The sequence below is a fragment of the uncultured Dokdonia sp. genome, from assembly GCF_947492535.1.
In the GTDB taxonomy this organism is placed as follows: domain Bacteria; phylum Bacteroidota; class Bacteroidia; order Flavobacteriales; family Flavobacteriaceae; genus Dokdonia.
The window spans coordinates 157,877-177,573 of sequence record NZ_CANLNH010000010.1; the positions used below are offsets into that span (position 1 = coordinate 157,877).

General features: G+C 34.4%; 14 protein-coding genes. 13 read left to right on the top strand and 1 reads right to left on the bottom strand.

Annotated elements, in window-relative coordinates; all coding sequences use genetic code 11:
* Positions 1–66: 66 nt before the first annotated feature.
* The 8 genes from Q1A60_RS14450 (at position 67) to Q1A60_RS14485 (ending at position 10,557) form a co-directional block, all read left to right on the top strand.
* Entirely contained in the window at positions 67–837 is a 771-nt protein-coding gene (locus Q1A60_RS14450) for a hypothetical protein (protein WP_299769637.1), read from the top strand.
* A 154-nt stretch (positions 838–991) separates the two neighbouring features.
* Positions 992–3,481, top strand: a complete 2,490-nt coding sequence (topA, locus tag Q1A60_RS14455; protein WP_299769640.1) for a type I DNA topoisomerase — start codon at positions 992–994, stop codon at positions 3,479–3,481.
* 3 nt (positions 3,482–3,484) lie between these two features.
* The gene (locus tag Q1A60_RS14460) at positions 3,485–4,651 is read left to right on the top strand and encodes a formimidoylglutamase (RefSeq protein ID WP_299769643.1); all 1,167 of its coding nucleotides are present in this window, start codon (positions 3,485–3,487) and stop codon (positions 4,649–4,651) included.
* A 109-nt stretch (positions 4,652–4,760) separates the two neighbouring features.
* A complete protein-coding gene (gene gldK / locus Q1A60_RS14465) occupies positions 4,761–6,134 on the top strand; it encodes a gliding motility lipoprotein GldK (protein WP_299769647.1) in 1,374 nt (457 codons plus the stop codon).
* A 67-nt stretch (positions 6,135–6,201) separates the two neighbouring features.
* Entirely contained in the window at positions 6,202–6,831 is a 630-nt protein-coding gene (gene gldL, locus Q1A60_RS14470; RefSeq protein WP_299769650.1) for a gliding motility protein GldL, read from the top strand.
* Positions 6,832–6,880: 49 nt separating this feature from the next.
* Positions 6,881–8,455 carry a gliding motility protein GldM gene (gldM, locus tag Q1A60_RS14475; RefSeq protein WP_299769653.1) on the top strand — a complete coding sequence of 525 codons (1,575 nt, stop codon included), beginning with the start codon at positions 6,881–6,883 and terminating at the stop codon, positions 8,453–8,455.
* Positions 8,456–8,467: 12 nt separating this feature from the next.
* Complete coding sequence (gene gldN, locus Q1A60_RS14480) at positions 8,468–9,367, top strand: gliding motility protein GldN (protein ID WP_299769656.1); 900 nt, start codon at positions 8,468–8,470, stop codon at positions 9,365–9,367.
* A 122-nt stretch (positions 9,368–9,489) separates the two neighbouring features.
* Positions 9,490–10,557: an FAD-dependent oxidoreductase gene (locus Q1A60_RS14485; RefSeq protein WP_299769659.1), complete on the top strand. Its 1,068-nt coding sequence runs from the start codon at positions 9,490–9,492 to the stop codon at positions 10,555–10,557.
* Here the strand turns inward: Q1A60_RS14485 and Q1A60_RS14490 are convergent.
* Positions 10,547–10,942, bottom strand: coding sequence for a DUF983 domain-containing protein (locus Q1A60_RS14490; RefSeq protein WP_299769662.1), 396 nt, complete (start codon positions 10,940–10,942; stop codon positions 10,547–10,549). The genes Q1A60_RS14485 and Q1A60_RS14490 overlap by 11 nt on opposite strands.
* 81 nt (positions 10,943–11,023) lie before the next feature.
* Here Q1A60_RS14490 and Q1A60_RS14495 point away from each other — a divergent pair, with 81 nt between their 5' ends.
* The 5 genes from Q1A60_RS14495 (at position 11,024) to Q1A60_RS14515 (ending at position 19,083) form a co-directional block, all read left to right on the top strand.
* Positions 11,024–12,940, top strand: coding sequence for an ABC-F family ATP-binding cassette domain-containing protein (locus tag Q1A60_RS14495; RefSeq protein ID WP_299769665.1), 1,917 nt, complete (start codon positions 11,024–11,026; stop codon positions 12,938–12,940).
* 113 nt (positions 12,941–13,053) lie between these two features.
* A complete protein-coding gene (locus Q1A60_RS14500; RefSeq protein WP_299769668.1) occupies positions 13,054–14,205 on the top strand; it encodes an HlyD family efflux transporter periplasmic adaptor subunit in 1,152 nt (383 codons plus the stop codon).
* Positions 14,206–14,207: 2 nt separating this feature from the next.
* Positions 14,208–17,516 (top strand): efflux RND transporter permease subunit, encoded by a 3,309-nt coding sequence (locus Q1A60_RS14505; protein WP_299769670.1) that lies wholly within the window; start codon positions 14,208–14,210, stop codon positions 17,514–17,516.
* Positions 17,506–18,870, top strand: a complete 1,365-nt coding sequence (locus Q1A60_RS14510; RefSeq protein ID WP_299769673.1) for a TolC family protein — start codon at positions 17,506–17,508, stop codon at positions 18,868–18,870. Before Q1A60_RS14505 ends, Q1A60_RS14510 begins: the two co-directional genes overlap by 11 nt.
* A 33-nt stretch (positions 18,871–18,903) precedes the next feature.
* Positions 18,904–19,083 (top strand): CPXCG motif-containing cysteine-rich protein, encoded by a 180-nt coding sequence (locus Q1A60_RS14515; RefSeq protein ID WP_299769676.1) that lies wholly within the window; start codon positions 18,904–18,906, stop codon positions 19,081–19,083.
* Positions 19,084–19,697: the final 614 nt, after the last annotated feature.

Below are 19,697 nucleotides of genomic sequence, written 5' to 3' on the forward strand. Positions count from 1 at the left end.
TTATTCTAAATAGCACTCTTTTTTATGTCATAAATTCTCTTATTTTTACCAAAAACCAAGAAATCAATGACTTTTACAGAACTTCAAAAAAGGATTAATCAAAATGCACCTGTAGATTTTGGAGATGTATTTTCAAAAGCATTTAATTTATTTCAAAAAATATGGGTAGAGGGGTTTGTTATGCAGCTCATCGTATTTGGAGTTTTAGTGGGGGTGATGTTTGTGCTATATATACCTATGTTGGCAGGAGTTCTCATTGTAGATACTACTACTTTTGAAACAAGTAGTGAGTTGCCGGGAATTATATTTCTAATTGGTATGTTTTTCTTTTATCTTTTTTTTATCATGGCTATGATCTTTTTTTCTACAGGACTTCAAGCGGCATTTTATCGTCAAATTCGTATGAAGGATCGAGGCATGGAAAATGAACGTGGTGTTTCTTGGGGGATGTTTTTTAAGAAAAAGTATTTTACAAAGTTGTTGTTACATTCATTAGCTACTTTAGGAATTGTTGTTGCTTCCTACTTGTTGTGTTTTTTTCCCATATTATATGCAATTGTACCCTTGCAATTTATAAGTGTAATTTTCGCTTTTAATCCTGAGTTGTCAGTAAAAGAGTTGATTACAGCATCCTTTACTATAGGAACAAAAAAATGGGGGATTGCTTTTGGATTGACAATTGTATGCTCTTTTTTGGCTCAAATGGTAGGCTTCATGATGTGCGGGATTGGTGTGTTATTTACAGCTTCTTTTGTGTACTTACCAGTCTATTTTATCTATAAGGAAGTCATTGGATTTTATGAAGATGACGAGACAATTGCTCAAATAGGAGCTTAGGTAATTTCTTTTTTATACGCTTTCGCGAAAGCGTAACCAGTTGTAAAACAATTATTTTTGTTAGATTTTTTTTGGTCTTTTTAAAGAGAATTATGCAACTAAGATTTTTAAATTAAATATTTAATCTACTTTTGTATTCCCAAAAAAGGAAAGTATGGCAAAGAATCTCGTCATTGTAGAGTCACCTGCAAAGGCAAAAACTATTGAGAAATTTTTAGGAGAAGACTATAAAGTTGAAAGTAGTTTCGGTCACATAGCAGATTTACCATCTAAGGAATTAGGTGTAAATGTAGAAGGTGATTTTAAGGCAAATTATATTGTCTCAGACGATAAGAAAAAAGTGGTAAAGAAACTGAAGGATCTTGCAAAGAAGGCTGAAATGGTTTGGCTAGCTAGTGATGAAGATCGGGAAGGAGAAGCAATCGCTTGGCATTTAGAACAAGAGTTAGGATTAGTTCCTGAACGTACCAAACGTATTGTTTTTCATGAAATCACAAAAACAGCCATCAAAAGGGCTATAGAAAATCCTAGAAAAATAGATTACCATCTTGTAAATGCACAACAAGCACGTAGAGTGTTGGATCGTTTGGTAGGATATGAACTTTCTCCAGTATTATGGCGTAAAGTAAAAGGAGGATTGTCTGCAGGAAGAGTACAGTCTGTTTCTGTGCGACTTATTGTAGAACGAGAAAGAGAAATTCAGAAGTTTTCTGCTGAAGCCTCTTATAGAGTGGATGCTTCATTTGTGAATCAAAGTGGAAAAGCTTTTAAAGCAAAGCTTCCTAAAAATATAGTTAGCAAGAATCTAGCACAAGAATTCCTTGCAAAAAATGCGACTGCTCAATTTAAAGTAGCATCCCTTACTACAAAACCAGCATCAAAATCGCCGGCACCTCCATTTACAACATCAACCTTGCAACAGGAGGCAAGTCGTAAATTATACTTCTCAGTAAGTAAGACAATGACACTTGCACAACGTTTGTATGAAGCGGGGCTTATCACATACATGCGTACAGATAGCGTTAACTTATCTGTAGATGCTAAAAATGCAGCAAAAGAAGAAATTATATCTGCATATGGAGATGCCTTCAGTAAAGAGCGTAACTATAAAGGTAAATCAAAAGGAGCGCAAGAAGCTCACGAAGCCATTAGACCTACAGATTTCTCTAAACATACGGTCAATATAGATAGAGATCAAGCTAGATTATATGAGCTTATTTGGAAGCGAGCGATTGCTTCTCAAATGAGTGAAGCAAAATTAGAACGTACCAATGTTCAAATTGCTTCTTCTGCAGGAACAGATAATTTTACAGCAAACGGAGAGGTGTTGAAGTTTGAAGGTTTCTTAAAAGTATATTTAGAAGGACATGATGATGAAGATACTGAAGAAACAGGATTGCTTCCAGCATTAAAAGAAGGAGAAACACTTTCTAATAATAGTATTACAGCAACAGAAAGATTTACAAGACCCCCCTATAGATATACAGAAGCATCGCTGGTGAAGAAACTGGAAGAGCTTGGTATTGGAAGACCATCTACATATGCTCCTACAATTACGACCATCCAAAATCGTAAGTATGTTGAAAAAGGAACTATAGACGGAAAAGAACGATCCTATGATGTGCTTACGCTTTCAAATGGACAAGTTGCTGAGAAAAAGTTAACAGAAACCGTTGGTTCTGATAAAGGAAAACTAGTACCTACAGATGTAGGGATGGTGGTAAATGACTTTTTAGTAAACCATTTTGAAAATATTCTTGATTACAATTTTACAGCAAAAGTTGAGCAAGATTTTGATGATATCGCAGAAGGAAAGCAGGAATGGACAACAATGATGAAAGAATTTTATCAAAAGTTCCACCCGCATGTGAAAGATGTCGAAAAAAATGCTGAAAGAGAAGTAGGAGAACGTATATTAGGAACAGATCCAAAAACTGGAAAGCCTGTAAGTGTACGTTTAGGTAAGTTTGGTCCTATGGTTCAGATAGGGACGGTAGAAGATGAAGAAAAACCACAATTTGCTAGTTTAGGTCCAGATCAACAATTAAGTAGTATTACATTTGAGGAAGCAATGGATCTTTTTAAATTACCTAAAGATTTAGGGGTTTATGAAGGAGAGGAGATACAGGTTAATAATGGTCGTTTTGGTCCGTATGTACGTTTCGGAAAAATATTTGTTTCGCTTCCTAAGGGAAGAGACCCTATGGATGTAGACCTTGATGAGGCTATTGTTTATATAAAAGAAAAACAAGCGGCAGATGCCCCTATATACACCTACGAAGACTTGCCTGTTCAGAAAGGAACAGGGCGATTTGGTCCTTTTATAAAGTGGAATGGGATGTTTATTAATGTTAATAAAAAATATGACTTTGATAATCTCTCAGATGCAGATATCGTTCAGTTGATTGAAGATAAGAAGCAAAAAGAGATCGATAAGGTGATTCATAATTTTGAAGCTGAAGGAATACGCGTAGAAAAAGCGCGTTGGGGACGCTCTAATATTATAAAAGGTAAAATTAAGATTGAGTTGCCTAAAACAGTTGATGCTTCAAAATTAACACTAGAAGAGGTGCAGGATATTATAGAGAAGCAAGCACCTAAAAAGAAAACAACACGTAAAAAAGCAACTACAAAAAAGAAATAAACTATGACATTTGATTTTTTGTTGCCAGTAACAGATGTAGCCATAGCGCATATTCAGTTATTGCATCATCAGTGTATAGGCAATACAATTAGAGTCCATAGTGAGCATGAAGGTTTTCCTGATTTAAATGGTGTTAAAATAGCTTTTGTTGGCATACGTGAAAACAGAAGAGATCAGAATCATTTAGGTGAAAAAATATCATTTACAGAGATTAGAAGAGCTTTTTATGAGTTGTTTCCGGGTAATTGGCATACACAGATAGCAGATCTTGGAGATATAGACAAAGGAGATAGTGTTGAAGATACGTACTTTGCAGTCAGAACGATTACAGAGACACTTGTTAAAAAAAGTATTATTCCTGTCTTTTTGGGAGGAAGTCAAGATTTAGTATATCCCATATATAGATCTTATGATAATTTAGATCAAATGGTAAATCTTGTAAATGTAGATAGTCGGTTTGATTTAGGCGATACAAGTAAGCCATTAGAAAATCATTCGTATGTAGGTAGGATTATTGTAGATAAACCCTATAACTTGTTTAATTATAGCAATATAGGCTTTCAGACATATTTTAATCCTCAAGAAGAGATTGACCTTATGGATCGATTATATTTTGATGCATATCGTCTTGGAAATGTCACTGCTCATATAAAAAGTGTAGAGCCTGTTATGAGGGATGCAGATATTGTTGCTGTAGATATGGGATCTATAAAAAGTAGTGAATTAAGCTATAGACATAATAAAATACCAAATGGTTTCGAAGGAAAAGAAATTTGTGCAATATGTAGATATGCAGGAATTAGTGACAAAGTAAGTTCTTTTGGAATCTTTGAATATAAAAATGATGCGCATGAAGAAACGGCAGCAATGCTTGTCGCCCAAATGCTCTGGTATTTTGTAGAAGGAGTTAATTATAGAACAAATGAAGATTTAGATGTAGAAAAAGGAAGTTTTATTACATATCAAGTGCCTGTTGACGATGAGGTACTTACGTTTTATAAGAGTAAAAAAACAGAAAGATGGTGGATAGAAATACCATTTATTTCAGGTTTGAATAATAAATTGAAAAGGCATACGTTATTACCTTGCACGCATCAAGACTATTTAGATGGCTGTAACCAGAATATCCCAGAAAGATGGTTTAAGGCGCGCAAAAAGAATGAGGTATAACCAGTACTAACTAAAAATAGAATGAAAGGTTTTCGGGAAATAAATTGTTTATTTCAAAATAAATAAATAGGTTTACGCCCTAAAATCTAGAATACTTAACCTATATCCTATGAAAAAGTGTGTTGCATTTATTGCGATAATGACTTTGTTATACAGTTGTGGCAAAGGAAACGATCGAGGAGAACTTGTCGGTGTTAAAGGCAAGAGCTGGCATCCAGAGAAACCTTACGGAATGACCCTCATATCAGGAGGTGCGTTCATAATGGGAAAAAGTGATGACGACATCGCTGCTGTAGAAGACGCCCCTACAAAAACAGTGACAGTTCGTTCATTCTATATGGATGAAACAGAAATTACAAATTCAGAGTATAGACAGTTTGTAAATTGGGTTAGAGACTCAACAGTACGAACTAAGCTTGCTATTATGGCAGATGACTTAGGAGAGACCCCAGGTAGTGGAGGTATCGGTGACTTTGCATTTGCTGATGGTGATACGGAAAACTTAAATCCATATCAACAGTATATGTATGATAACTATTACGGATTAGGCGAGACTGGTTTTGAAGGTCGTAAGCTTAATAAAGAAATAGATATCATATGGGATACAAATGAATATCCAGATGAGTATTACTCAGAAGTAATGGATACTATGTATATCCCTATTGAAGAGGCATACAATGGTCAACGTACTATTGATGTTGATAAACTTGAATTTAGATATACATACTTAGATATAGAAGCTGCTGCAAGAGTTAAAGATGGTAAGCGTAAAGATTATATCAAAACAGAAAGAGTAAAAGTGTATCCTGATACTACTGTATGGATTAAAGACTTTGCATATTCATACAATGAGCCTATGCATAATGATTATTTCTGGCATGATGCTTATGGAGATTATCCTGTAGTAGGTGTAGATTGGATGCAAGCAAAAGCATTTTGTGAGTGGAGAACACTTCATAAAAATGAATATCAAAAAACAAAGAAGAGACAATTTGTAAATCGTTTTAGACTTCCTGGAGAAGCTGAGTGGGAATATGCTGCTCGTGGTGGATTAGAAGGAGGAGATTTTCCTTGGGGAGGTCCTTATGCTAAAAATGATAGAGGTTGTTTCTTAGCAAACTTTAAACCTTTACGTGGTGATTATGGTGCAGATCAGGCATTATATACCGTAGAGGCAGATGCATACGAGCCTAACGATTACAACTTATACAACATGGCTGGTAACGTTTCAGAATGGGTAGCGTCATCCTACGACCCTAACTCATATGAATATATGTCTACAATGAATCCTAATGTAAATGACATTTCTAATAGAAGAAAAGTGATACGTGGCGGTTCATGGAAAGATGTAGCTTATTTTCTTCAAGTAAGTTCTCGTGATTATGAATACCAAGATTCAGCGCGTAGCTATATTGGATTCAGAACAGTACAAGACTTCTTAGGACTTGATGAAAAGGTGAACTTACGCAAGGCACCTAAATAAAATGTATTTAATTACCCCAAATTATATTTAACTAAATCTAAACCTTAACTAAAAAAACTAAATTATCATGGCAAAATCGAAATCTGGTAAGAAATTAATGAATATGGTCTACGGACTTGGAGCAGCAGTTGTAATTGTTGGAGCATTATTTAAAATTATGCACTGGCCTTTTGGAAACGAAATGCTTATTATAGGATTACTTACAGAAGCAGCTGTATTTGTTGTTTCAGCTTTTGAATCAGTAGATGAAGACCTAGATTGGTCATTAGTATATCCTGAATTAGCTGGAGGTCAATCAAAAGGAGGGAAGAAAGAGGCACCAAAAGATGCTGAAGGTCTTTTATCTCAAAAATTAGACAACATGCTTAAAGAAGCTAAAATTGACGGAGAGTTAATGGCAAGCTTAGGAAGTAGTATTCGCAACTTTGAAGGAGCAGCTAAAGAAATTTCACCTACAGTAGAAGCAATGAATTCTACAAAGAAATATAGCGAAGAGATGGCTCTTGCTGCAGCTCAAATGGAATCATTAAACAGCCTTTACAAAGTTCAAGTAGAATCTTCTAGCCGTCAAGCTGAGATCAATGAGCAAGTAACTGCTAATGCAGGGAAGCTTAAAGAACAAATGGAAAGCCTAGCTACAAACCTTTCTTCTCTTAATGGAGTATACGGAGGTATGTTATCTGCAATGTCTAAATAATTTAAGTTAGTTACTATAACTAATAACTAACCTTTAAAATTTTAAAGACATGGCAGGAGGAAAATTATCTGCAAGGCAGAAAATGATTAATCTGATGTATTTAGTGTTTATAGCTATGCTAGCACTTAATATGTCAAAAGAAGTGTTATCGGCATTTGGATCGATAAATGAAAAATTAGGAAGAGCAAATACAAGTTTTGAATCTAAAAACAATCTTGCATTAGCTGATCTTAAAAAGAAGTCAAGTGAGAATGAAGAGTTTGCAAAAGCTGCTAATACAGCACAACAAGCTGCTAATATCTCTAAAGAGTTTTATGATTTTTTAGCATCTGAAAAAGAAGCAATCTATGTTGGTAACAAAATAGAAGCTGATGCTAGAGATGATTATGAGACTATGGATAAGACTCAGTATCTTGATGAAAGATATTATAAAGGAGGAAAAGTTTCTAAAGAAGGTAAAGCTTTTCTAGATGCTATGGACAAGTATCGTAATGGTATGTTGCCCTTGTTAGCTGGAAATGATGCTTTAGAAAGTCAAGTTAAAGAAGACTTTAAAACCGATGCAGTAGAAATTGGAAAAGGAACTGGTAAAGTCAAAAAAGATTATATCAGTTATCATTTCGTTGGATTTCCAGCAGTATCAGCACTTACTAAAATGACTCAAATTCAAAATGATGTTAAAGTTGTTGAGAATGAGTTATTATCTAAATTACTTTCAGGGAATCTTAAAGAATTAGCATCTATAGATAATTATGAAACTGTAATGACGACTTCAAAAGGAGCATACTATACAGGATCTACATTTGATGGAGTACTTTCTTTAGGACGTGTAGATGCTTCTACAAAGCCTTCTCGTACAGAACTTAAACTAGATGGTAGAGCAATTCCTGATAGTAAAATTAGCTATGATGGAGGAAAACTAGTTCTTGGTGTAAATACTGGAGGAGTTGGAGATCATAGTATTACGGGATCATTATTCTACCCACAAGACGGGAAAGAAATTGAAGTAAAAGTAGATCAAAAGTTTACAACTATTAACAAGCCTAACTCTGCTACCATTGCAGCAGATAAGATGAATGTGGTATATCGTGGAGTACAAAATCCAATGACAATTACATTTGCTGGGGTTTCTGATAATAATGTAACTGCATCTGGTAATGGTCTTAAAAAGTCAAACGGATCAAAATACATAATGTCTCCAGGTACTGGAAAAGAAGTGACTATCAATGTTAATGCAAAATTACCTGACGGAGGAGGAACTGTAAGTGATAAAGCGACTTTCCGTATTAAAGATATACCGAGACCTACAGGAACAATGCGTAATGACGACGGTGGTGCATTAAAGATGACTAGAGAAGCTGTTGGTGGAGCACCTGTTGGAGCAAAATTAGTAGATTTTGATTTTGACCTTAATCTTAAAGTGAATAGTTTTAAGTTTAAAGCACCTGGATCTGCTACTGTATTAGTGCAAGGTAATAAGTTAAACCCTGCTGCTAAAAATGCACTTAAGAAAGCTAAAAGAGGTTCGACTGTGCAAATATTTGATATAAAAGCTAAAATACAAGGAAACTCATCATATAATCTGAGAAAAGTTTCTCCTGTGATTATTGAGTTAACAAATTAATAATTAATAATTATGAATCTTAAGAACCTAATTCTTATAGCGTTTGCGTTTATAATGACATCTTCTGTATTTGCACAGGGAAATATCCTGAATGCAAAGACTCCAGACGAAATGTTTGAAATAACAGAAGAGCAGAAAGCAAACGATAATGACGAACCACTTCCGTATGGATATGTAGAAAAAAGAGATGTTCTTTGGTCTAAAAATACATGGGAAGTAGTAGATCTAGATGAACGTGTAAATTTCCCATTGTATTACCCTATAGATACTATCAATATAGGTTCTGATAGACGTTCATTATACCAAGTCTTAATGAAAAACATTAAGAACGGAACTATAGATGCAATCTATGATGATTCATATTTTACTAATAAAATTACCTTAGATGATATCTCTGCTGCATTAGTAGTAACTGATACAGCTGATGATGGATTTAGAGAACTTAACGAAGGTCTTCCTATTTCTGATTATAATATCGAAACAAAAACAATCACTGCTCAAGATATCAATGCATATCATATGAGAGGGTATTGGTATGTTGATAAGCGCCAAGGTGAGTTGAAATATCGTTTGTTAGGTATTGCACCTGTATCAACTGATATTAACTTTATTGGTTCGGAAGATGAATTTGGTCAAGAACCTTTAGAATTGTTTTGGGTATGGTTCCCAGGAGCTAGAGAAGTTTTACATAAAGCAAAAGCTTTTAATAGGAAAAATACTTCGATGCCCATATCATTTGATCATTTATTGAATAGTAGACGTTTTAATGGTACTATATATAAAGAGGATAATGTGCAAGGAGACCGTAGGGTGAGCGGCTACATTAATAACAATGCAATGATGCAATTGTTAGAGTCAACCCGTATCAAAGAATCCATACGGAATTTAGAACAAGATCTCTGGAATTACTAAAGGTGATTTCATAAAATATAAAAGGCTATTTAGAAATTCTAAATAGCCTTTTTTATGCTTTCATCTTAGGAATGAAAATGTAACTATTAGTTTCCGTTCAATAGATAGTATCTTTGTCTCATATGCAAGAAGTAGATTATATTATTGTAGGTTTAGGGTTGGCAGGAATTGCTTTTTCTGAACAATTAGAAAGTGCCAATAAGTCATTTCTAGTTTTTGATAATGGTATAGATGGTGCTAGTCGTGTAGCGGCTGGACTATATAACCCCGTAATTCTAAAACGATATACCTTACCTTGGAAAGCAACAGAGCAGTTAGATATCGCCGTTCCTTATTTTAAACGAATAGAAGAGAAAATAGGAGCGCATTGTATTCAGAAATTACCTGTTCAAAAAATATTCTCATCTATAGAAGACCAAAATAATTGGTTTGCTGCTTCAGATAAACCAGAACTTAAACGTTTTATTTCGCCAGTACTTGTTCCAGATGACAATCAATACATTAATGCGCCTTATGCATATGGGGAAGTTATGGAAACAGGGAGGATTGATATAAAAATGCTTCAGCTTAAGTATCAAGCATATCTTGAATCTAAAAACGCTTTCGCGAAAGCGGACTTTGAATATTCAGAAATTGAATACACAGATCAAGGAATAATTTACAAGGGAATTCGGGCAAAACGGATTGTTTTTGCTGAAGGATATGGTCTTAAGAAGAATCCGTATTTTAAACATTTGCCGCTGGTTGGAAATAAAGGAGAGTATATTATTATAAGAGCTAAAGAGCTACAACTAACCGCTGCTATTAAAACATCTTTCTTTATAGTGCCTCTTGGAGATGATTTGTATAAAGTAGGCGCTACATTTAATTGGGAAGATAAAAATACAATACCTTCAAAAGAAGCGAGGGAAGAATTGATAGAGAAATTAGCATCTTTAGTTTTTTGTGCATATGAAATTGTAGACCAAGAAGTTGGAATTCGTCCTACAGTGGGTGATCGCAGAGCATTGTTAGGTGTGCACCGGGAGCATTCGCAATTGGTTGTTTTTAATGGTTTGGGTACACGTGGTATTATGATGTCTGCTATGTTAGCAAAACACCTTTTTAATCATTTAGAAAATGGTGAAGATTTATTAAAAGAAGTAAATATTACTCGTTTTGGAAAAAAAATAAAAGGCGCTATGCATTAGCAAACTGATCCTTAGTCTTGTCGTACTTCATAAAGAAGTTAATCCATATATTTCGCGAAAGCCTCATGATGATTGGTAGGAATACAATCATAGTACCTGCAATAGCAAAAAAAGTATTGAGTAATGTGGCTCCAATAAAAAAGTAAGTAATCGCAAACGCGATACCTGCAAAAATAATCCCGACAGGATAACTCACATACATAGCTCCATAAAAAAAAGAAGGCTCAATCTTATATTTAGTGTCGCAATGAGAGCATCGCTCTTGCATATCTAATGTTTGTGATAAGATATATGGATTCGATTCTTTATACATGGATTCGTTCTGACAAACAGGACACTTGCCAAATAGAATACTATTGATTTTTGTTCCTTTTAAAAATGCCATAATGAAGTTGATTTACAGTACAAATTTAAGCATCTTTGCATTCTTCTTTTTCGGAAGATCATAATTTTTATCTATATAGATATGCTTAACATTCATAACCTTTCAGTATCCTTTCAGGGAGAGTATCTTTTTGAAGAAATAACCTTTAGACTTAACGGAGGAGACCGCGTAGGACTTGTTGGGAAAAATGGTGCAGGAAAATCTACCATGCTGCGAATTATATCTGGGGAGCAAGAATATGATACCGGTTCTATTGCGATCGAAAAAGAAATACAAATTGGATTCCTAAAACAAGATATTGATTTTATAGAAGGACGCACCGTACTTGAAGAATCGTATCAAGCTTTTTCAGAAATTAAAAAATTAGAAAAACAGCTTGAAGAAGTAAATACACAACTTTCAGAGCGTACAGATTATGAAAGTGATAGCTATAATCAATTAATGATTGATCTTAATGAGATTCAACATCAATATGAAATACATGGTGGGTATAACTATCAGGGAGATACAGAGCGCATTTTGCAAGGGTTAGGCTTTAAGCGAGAAGACTTTGATAAACTTACAGATACATTTTCTGGAGGTTGGCGTATGCGTATTGAACTTGCAAAACTATTATTACAGAGTAATGATATACTCTTGCTAGATGAGCCAACAAACCATCTTGATATAGAGTCTATTATCTGGTTAGAAGGATTTTTGAAAAATTATACGGGAGCAGTAGTTATTGTATCTCACGATAAGATGTTTTTAGATAATGTGACTAATCGTACTATTGAGATATCATTAGGACGCATTTATGATTATCCTAAAGCTTATTCAAAATACTTAGTGTTACGTAAAGAATTAAGAGAACAACAATTAGCCGCTCAGAAAAATCAACAAAAACATATTGAGCAAACGGAAAAGCTTATTGAAAAATTTAGAGCAAAGGCATCTAAAGCTACCATGGCACAATCACTTATTAAAAAATTAGATAAGATTGATCGTATTGAAGTAGATGAAGATGATAATAGTGTTATGACACTCAAGTTTCCAATATCTATAACGCCAGGAAAAGTAGTTGTAGAAGCAGAAAATGTAGCAAAAAGTTATGGAGATAAAAAAGTACTTCAGAATATAGATCTATTAGTAGAAAGAGATACAAAAACTGCTTTTGTGGGACAAAATGGTCAAGGGAAATCTACATTGGCAAAAATGATTGTAGGAGAACTTGAACATCAGGGAGATATTAAACTAGGACATAATGTTCAAATAGGATATTTTGCTCAAAATCAGGCAGAGTATTTAGATGGGAGTAAGACTGTAGAAGATACAATGATAGATGCTGCCGATGAAAAAACGAGGCCTAGAGTTCGTGATATTTTAGGGTCTTTTCTCTTTAGAGGTGAAGAGGTAGATAAGTATGTGCGTGTGCTTTCAGGAGGAGAGCGTAATCGACTAGCATTAGCAAAGATGATGTTGCAGCCTTTTAATGTTTTAGTGATGGATGAGCCTACCAATCATCTTGATATAAAATCTAAAAATGTACTGAAAGAAGCACTAAAAAACTTTGAAGGTACCCTTATTGTAGTATCTCACGATAGAGATTTTTTACAAGGCCTTACGGATCGAGTATATGAATTTAAAGATCATCGTATTAAAGAATATCTAGGAGATATAGATTATTATCTAGATGCTCGTGCAGTTGAAAGCTTACGCGAAATAGAAAAAAGAGACGATCAGCCTGTTAAAACTGAAGTTAAAAAAGACAACAAGCAATCCTACGAAGATCAGAAAAAACTCAAAGGACTTAATAATAAATTGAGTAAAATAGAGTCTCAGATTAATAAGCTTGAAAAAGAGATTAAAGCAATAGATGTCGAAATGGAGATAAACTATGATGCAACTGTAGCGCAACCTAATTTCTTTGATAACTATCAAAATAAAAAGAAAACACTTGACCAATTAATGGAAGATTGGGAGACAACTTCAGAGCAAATAGACTTGCTTTCATCGTGATTCGATAGTTGTTTAAATTTAGCAGTTTTTTAACGTTTCTCCATATTGCTGTTTATAGCTTTGCACAATTAGTTAAACGATCAGTTTTCCTAATTGTATACAACTCAAATTTCATGCGTAAACTCATATTATCCTTGCTAGGAGTGCTTCTAATTGTTGGAGCTTATTTTGGTTCTCGAAAAATTGTAGAAAGTAATCAGAGAGAACGTCCAAAGCCAAAAAAAATTATTAAAACTGTTTTTGTAGATACTATCATTAATGGTGTTGTGCCTATAAAAATAGAAGCAAATGGAAATTTAGTAGCCCAAAGACGCTTAGAACTTTTTTCAGAAGTACAAGGCATCCTTCAAAAAGGCGGAAAGCTATTTAAACCAGGTCAAGTATATTCAAAAGGGCAAACACTTTTACGATTAAATAGCGCTGAATATTATGCAACGGTGCAATCTCAAAAAAGTAATCTGTATAATCAAATAACAGCGATTATGCCAGATTTGAAACTGGATTATCCTGAAGCCTATGATAAATGGCAAACATATCTCAATAATTTTGATATAGATAAAGCCGTTCCATCACTTCCTGAAGCAACCTCAGATAAAGAAAAATACTTTATCACAGGACGTAATATCAACACAAGCTACTATAATGTAAAAAATTTAGAACAACGCTTAAGTAAATATAGGATTACAGCTCCTTTTACAGGAATATTAACCGAAGCATTAGTGACAGAAGGAACGTTAGTAAGACCAGGTCAAAAATTAGGGGCATTTATAGATACTGAAGTTTATGAACTTGAAGTAGCTATAAGTAAGAAATATGCAGATCTTTTACAGGTAGGGAAGAAAGTAGATTTAACTACTATAGACGGAGAGAGAACGTATAAAGGAACGGTAGCTAGAATTAATGGAAATATAGATCAAGCTTCACAGACAATCAATGCTTATATAGAGGTAAAGGATAAAAATTTAAGAGAAGGGATCTATCTCGAAGCAAGCCTTGATGCAAAAGAAGAAACAAATGCTGTAAACCTAGATAGGACACTTTTGCAGCCTAACGATCAATTGTTTGTGGTGAGAGATTCAGTGCTAGATCTTATTGATGTAAAGCCTGTGTATTTTTCAGAAAAATCTATGATTGTTAAAGGAATTCCTGATGGGATGTCTATTGTAGATAAACCTATACCGGGGGCTTACGCAGGTATGTTAGTAAAGGTGTATCAAGAGAAAAATCAATCGCTATCCGAGAAGACTGATAAAACACTTCAATAATTATGCGCAAACTCATCACGTACTTTATTAAGTATCACGTCGCAGTAAATGTCGTTGTACTCGCATTCTTTGTATTTGGTATCGCAGGAGCTTTATCATTAAAATCTTCTTTTTTCCCATTAGTAGGATCAAAAAACATAAATATTAATGTTACATATCCTGGAGCTTCGCCTTTAGAGGTGGAAGAAGGAATTGTGCTTAAGATAGAAGACAACTTAAAAGGATTAGACGGTGTAGAGCGAGTAACATCTACCTCAAGAGAAAATAGTGGTAATATAAATGTCGAAATAGAAAAAGGAAAAGACATTGATTTTATGCTGCTAGAAGTAAAGAACGCAGTAGACCGTGTTCCTTCTTTTCCGGTAGGGATGGAGCCTCTTATAGTAGCAAAACAAGAAGCAATACGACAAACAATATCATTTGCTATAAGTGGTACCGATATACCACTGCCTACGCTGAAACAAATTGGAAGGCAAGTAGAAAATGATTTGCGAGGTATAGATGGAATTTCTCAAATTAACGTAACGGGATACCCAGCAGAAGAAATAGAAATTGCAGTAAATGAAAATAGTTTACTAGCATATAACTTATCATTCAACGAAGTGTCACAAGCGGTGGCAAGAGCAAATATCCTTACCACTGGAGGAACTATTAAAACAGATACGGAAGAATATTTAATCAGAGCAAATAATCGTTCGTATTATGGAGATGAATTATCAAACCTTGTAGTCCGCGCAGATGCTACTGGGAGAACTATACGACTCAAAGATGTTGCTCAAGTACGAGATCGTTTTGCTGAAACTCCTAACGCAAATTTTTATGATGGAGAACTTTCAGTAAATGTCACGATCACGAGTACCAATACAGAAGACCTTATCTCATCTGCAGAAAAAGCAAAAGAGTATATAGCAGATTTTAATCAAAAATATAATAATGTAGAGTTAAATGTAGTAACTGATCTTTCGATTACACTAGTGCAACGTACGGAGTTGCTTACAGAAAATGCGCTTATAGGAATGGTTTTGGTGCTTATATTTCTATCACTCTTCTTAAATACAAGGCTTGCTTTCTGGGTAGCATTTGGTTTGCCAGTTGCCTTCCTAGGGATGTTTATGTTTGCGAGTTACTTTAACGTCACCATTAATGTGCTTTCATTGTTTGGGATGATTATTGTTATTGGAATTTTGGTAGATGATGGGATTGTCATAGCAGAAAATATCTATCAGCATTATGAGCAAGGAAAAACCCCTATTCAAGCAGCGGTAGATGGAACCATGGAGGTAATACCACCCATTATTTCGGCGATTATTACTACTATACTAGCCTTTGGTATATTCTTGTTTTTAGATGGACGTATAGGGGATTTCTTTGGAGAAGTTTCAGTAGTCGTTATTTTAACACTTGTTGTGTCTTTAGTAGAAGCATTAATTATCCTTCCTGCGCATTTAGCACATTCTAAAGCATTACGTAAACAGGAGAAACCTAAATCAGCGATAGGAAGGCTGTTCTCAAAATTACGATACGTTAATACGTTAGGAGACTCCATCATGAGTTGGTTGCGAGACAAATTATATAGTCCAATTTTAAAATTTTCGCTGAAGTATAAAGTTTTTGTATTCTCTCTTTTCGTGGTTTTTATCATTCTTACAATGGGAAGTTTTCAAGCGGGTATTATACGAGGCGCTTTTTTCCCTCAAATAGCGAGTGACCAAATTAGAATTTCATTGGCCATGCCTAACGGAACTAATGAAAGAGTAACCGATAGTATCATCTCTTTAATAGAAAGAAAAGCTGTAGAAGTTAATGAAGAGCTTACTCAAGAATATTTCACAAGCAATAATGAAGATAAGGTACTTGTAGAGAATTTAATTAAAAACCTAGGGCCAGGAGCTTCTTCGGCATCACTTACTATTAATTTACTTCCAGGAGAAGAAAGACCTGATGAAATTACATCAGATCTGGTGACAAACCGCTTACGTGAAAAAGTAGGTCCTGTCATAGGCGTTGAGAGTTTGGTATATGGTACGGGAGGAAATTTTGGAGGCCGCCCCGTTTCTATTTCTTTATTAGGAAATAATATCTCAGAATTAAAAGCTGTCAAAGCTGAATTGAAACAAAATCTTGAGAGTAATCAATTATTAAAAGATGTAACCGATAATGATCCGGCTGGAATTAAAGAGATAAAACTAGAGCTTAAAGATTATGCATACTCATTAGGGGTGAATTTACGAGATGTGATGACGCAAGTTCGATCTGCCTTTTTTGGGATACAACCACAACGTTTTCAAAGAGGGCAAGATGAGATAAGGGTATGGGTGCGTTATGATAGAGATGATAGATCCTCTATTAATAATCTGGACGATATGCGTATCACTACACTCTCCGGAGATCGTATCCCGTTATCAGAAATTGCTACCTATACAATAGAACGTGGAGACGTTGCTGTAAATCATCTAGATGGCCGTAGAGAAATACAGGTGTCCGCAGATATTAAAGATCCCAAAGCAACCAGTGCTACAGATGTCATGGCAGAGATTCAAAATGTGATCATGCCAGAAATCTTATCAAAATACCCTACGGTAACCCCATCCTATGAAGGTCAAAATAGAGAAGCAGGAAAACTACTTAAATCATTAAAACCAGTAGGACTAACGGTATTATTACTTATATATATTACCATTGCATTTACCTTTAGAAGTTATGGACAGCCATTTATGTTATTGCTTCTTATTCCTTTTAGTTTGCCTGCGGTAGCTTGGGGGCATTGGATCCATGATTTCCCAGTTAATATCTTATCTATGTTAGGGATCATAGCACTTATCGGAATTATGGTAAATGATGGTCTGGTGCTCATAGGGAAGTTTAATAGTAATTTGAGGTTGGGGATGACATTTGATGAAGCGATCTATGAAGCAGGACGTTCACGTTTTAGAGCAATCTTCTTAACCTCCATTACAACCATTGCTGGACTTGCTCCTTTAATTTTTGAACAAAGCAGACAAGCACAATTCTTAATACCTATGGCAATCTCTATTGCATATGGTATTGGATTTGCAACAATACTTACTTTGGTAATGCTACCTATTTTCTTGTCATTTAGTAATTGGATGAAAAAACATACTAAATGGGTATATAATGTGGTGGTTTATAATTCAGAAGAAGAAGTGACGAAGGAAGAGGTAGAGCGAGCTATTAAAGAGCAAAAAGAAGAACGTAATTTTCACCCTGATAGTGATGATCTAGAAGAAGCTTTGGAAACAAATAGAGAATTACAACAAGAACCTATTATAGAAGAAGAATATGAATCTTAAGCAGTATACTGTATATTTTGCTCTTGTTGTATTCGCTTTCGCGAAAGCGTACGCACAAGAAATACCATCCGAAATACTTCCTAAGGAAGAAGCAGTCTCTATAATGCTAGAAAATAATTTTGGAATACAGCTAGCAAATAATCAGGTAGCGATTTCTGAAAATAATACCAGTATTCTAAATGCTGACTTCTTGCCTTCATTAACAGGAAATGCCGGAGCCAATTTTGATAGAACAACAAGTAATACAGATTTTGGGGGAGCCACAGGCCAAGATGGAAACCCAAGACCTGATATTGAAATTGTAGGAGCAGAAACAACAAGATATAATGCTTCAATTAATCTTGATTACACCTTGTTTGATGGATTGGGTCGTTATTATAACTATAAACAACTTAAAGAGCAGTATAATCTAACGCAGTTAGAGGCGAGAGAGACGATAGAAAATACCATGTTGCAGCTTTTTTCAGTGTATTATGAAGTGGCTAGATTAAAAGAAAATGTGATTATTCTAGAAGAAGCGCTTCGCGTGAGTAACGATAGAGCTGTCAGAGCGCAATACCAATTTGATTATGGTCAGGTAAATAAACTTCAGGTACTTAATGCAAAAGTAGATATCACTACAGATAGTATAAACGTTTTAAATGCACGTCAAAGTTTAAGAAATGCGCAACGAGACTTAAATGTAGTACTTAATAAAGATTTGGAAAAAACATTTATAGCAGATACAACAGTAGCGTTTGTAAATGCATTAATAATAGATAGTCATATAGAGCAAGCAATGCAAAATAATGTAACCTTGCTTCAATCTGAGCAAGATATTGTTATTAGTGATTATCAAATTAAAAGTGCAAAAGCATTATTCTTGCCTACAATAGGGTTAACAGGAAGTTATGGTTGGAATCAATCTAATAATCCAGCATCAGCTTTTTTTCCTAGTACGACTTCTACTTCAAATTCTCTTGCAGCAGGAGCAAATTTGCGTTGGAATATATTTGATGGAGGAAGATCGGTAATTGCACTTAAAAATGCTAAGATATTTAGAGAAAGCCAAGAACTTGTAAAAGAGCAATTAAAACAACAAGTCCAACGTGATATAGCAAATGCAAAAGGAAATTATAAAAATGCACTTACCATTTATGATCTTCAAACACAAAATGTAAAAACAAATGAGGATAATTTTAGACGTTCTCAAGAAAGATTAAAGCTTGGACAGATTACAAGTGTAGAGTTTAGGCAAGCGCAATTAAACCTTTTAAATGCTCAAGTAACTAAAAATGCTGCTAAATACACTGCAAAACTTGCAGAATTGCAATTGCTACAACTTACAGGGCAATTACTTAATGTTGCATTCTAAAATGTGTGAACTAATATAAGGTATAGAGAAATCATGTTTGAACACTTTTTTCAATGCCCATACTGTTGGGAGGAGGTGTCAATGTTAATTGATCCATCAGTAAATACATCCTATGTAGAAGACTGTGAAGTGTGTTGTAATCCTATTCAAGTTTCAGTTGCTTTTAATGAAGGGGAGTTGCAATCTTTTCAAGCAGAGAGTATTGAGCAATAAGATGTGTAGTTACTGTCTTTAAGAACTTATATATGAGTAAGACGATTGCTTACGTTTATTCTTTGTTGACTTCTGATTATTAGTTGTTTAAAAATATTTTCAAAAAAGTAAATGTTTTTCATTGTGGAAATAAAAACACCTAGTATATTTGCCGTCCGTTTCGTTGGAAACGTTAGTTCATATATAAATTAGTAATTGATTTTTAGGAATAAAAAAAAAGAATATTTTTTCTATTTTTTGTTTGTTTAGAAAGAAATATTAATTGTACATTTGCACCCGCTTTGAGAGACGGTGTTTGTTTAGAAGTTGATAAGCGAATTAGTTCATATACATAGCATGTTGGTTGTTTTTAGAGGGGTAAAAAAAGATTAAATTTTTTTTCATTTTTTGTTTGTTTAGGAATAAATAATAGTTGTATATTTGCACCCGCTTTGAGAGAGAGGTTTTGAAGCGAAGTTCAGGATAAAAAAGTAGTGATTTGGCAATAGCGTATTTACGCGGAGAAAAAGGTTCGATTCCTTTACACTAGACGAGTAAGTATTGATTTTAGGATTAATATTTAATTAGGATTTTTTTTAGAGAGATTCTAAGTTCATTGACATATTGAATTGACA

What these genes read in the sequence shown, in the direction of transcription:
- Q1A60_RS14515 (WP_299769676.1), top strand. Translation starts at nt 18,904, where the DNA reads ATGTTTGAACACTTTTTTCAATGCCCATACTGTTGGGAGGAGGTGTCA.
- Q1A60_RS14485 (WP_299769659.1), top strand. Translation starts at nt 9,490, where the DNA reads ATGCAAGAAGTAGATTATATTATTGTAGGTTTAGGGTTGGCAGGAATT.
- Q1A60_RS14460 (WP_299769643.1), top strand. Translation starts at nt 3,485, where the DNA reads ATGACATTTGATTTTTTGTTGCCAGTAACAGATGTAGCCATAGCGCAT.
- Q1A60_RS14505 (WP_299769670.1), top strand. Translation starts at nt 14,208, where the DNA reads ATGCGCAAACTCATCACGTACTTTATTAAGTATCACGTCGCAGTAAAT.
- Q1A60_RS14495 (WP_299769665.1), top strand. Translation starts at nt 11,024, where the DNA reads ATGCTTAACATTCATAACCTTTCAGTATCCTTTCAGGGAGAGTATCTT.
- Q1A60_RS14490 (WP_299769662.1), bottom strand. Translation starts at nt 10,942, where the DNA reads ATGGCATTTTTAAAAGGAACAAAAATCAATAGTATTCTATTTGGCAAG.
- topA (WP_299769640.1), top strand. Translation starts at nt 992, where the DNA reads ATGGCAAAGAATCTCGTCATTGTAGAGTCACCTGCAAAGGCAAAAACT.
- Q1A60_RS14510 (WP_299769673.1), top strand. Translation starts at nt 17,506, where the DNA reads ATGAATCTTAAGCAGTATACTGTATATTTTGCTCTTGTTGTATTCGCT.
- gldM (WP_299769653.1), top strand. Translation starts at nt 6,881, where the DNA reads ATGGCAGGAGGAAAATTATCTGCAAGGCAGAAAATGATTAATCTGATG.
- Q1A60_RS14500 (WP_299769668.1), top strand. Translation starts at nt 13,054, where the DNA reads ATGCGTAAACTCATATTATCCTTGCTAGGAGTGCTTCTAATTGTTGGA.
- gldN (WP_299769656.1), top strand. Translation starts at nt 8,468, where the DNA reads ATGAATCTTAAGAACCTAATTCTTATAGCGTTTGCGTTTATAATGACA.
- gldL (WP_299769650.1), top strand. Translation starts at nt 6,202, where the DNA reads ATGGCAAAATCGAAATCTGGTAAGAAATTAATGAATATGGTCTACGGA.
- gldK (WP_299769647.1), top strand. Translation starts at nt 4,761, where the DNA reads ATGAAAAAGTGTGTTGCATTTATTGCGATAATGACTTTGTTATACAGT.
- Q1A60_RS14450 (WP_299769637.1), top strand. Translation starts at nt 67, where the DNA reads ATGACTTTTACAGAACTTCAAAAAAGGATTAATCAAAATGCACCTGTA.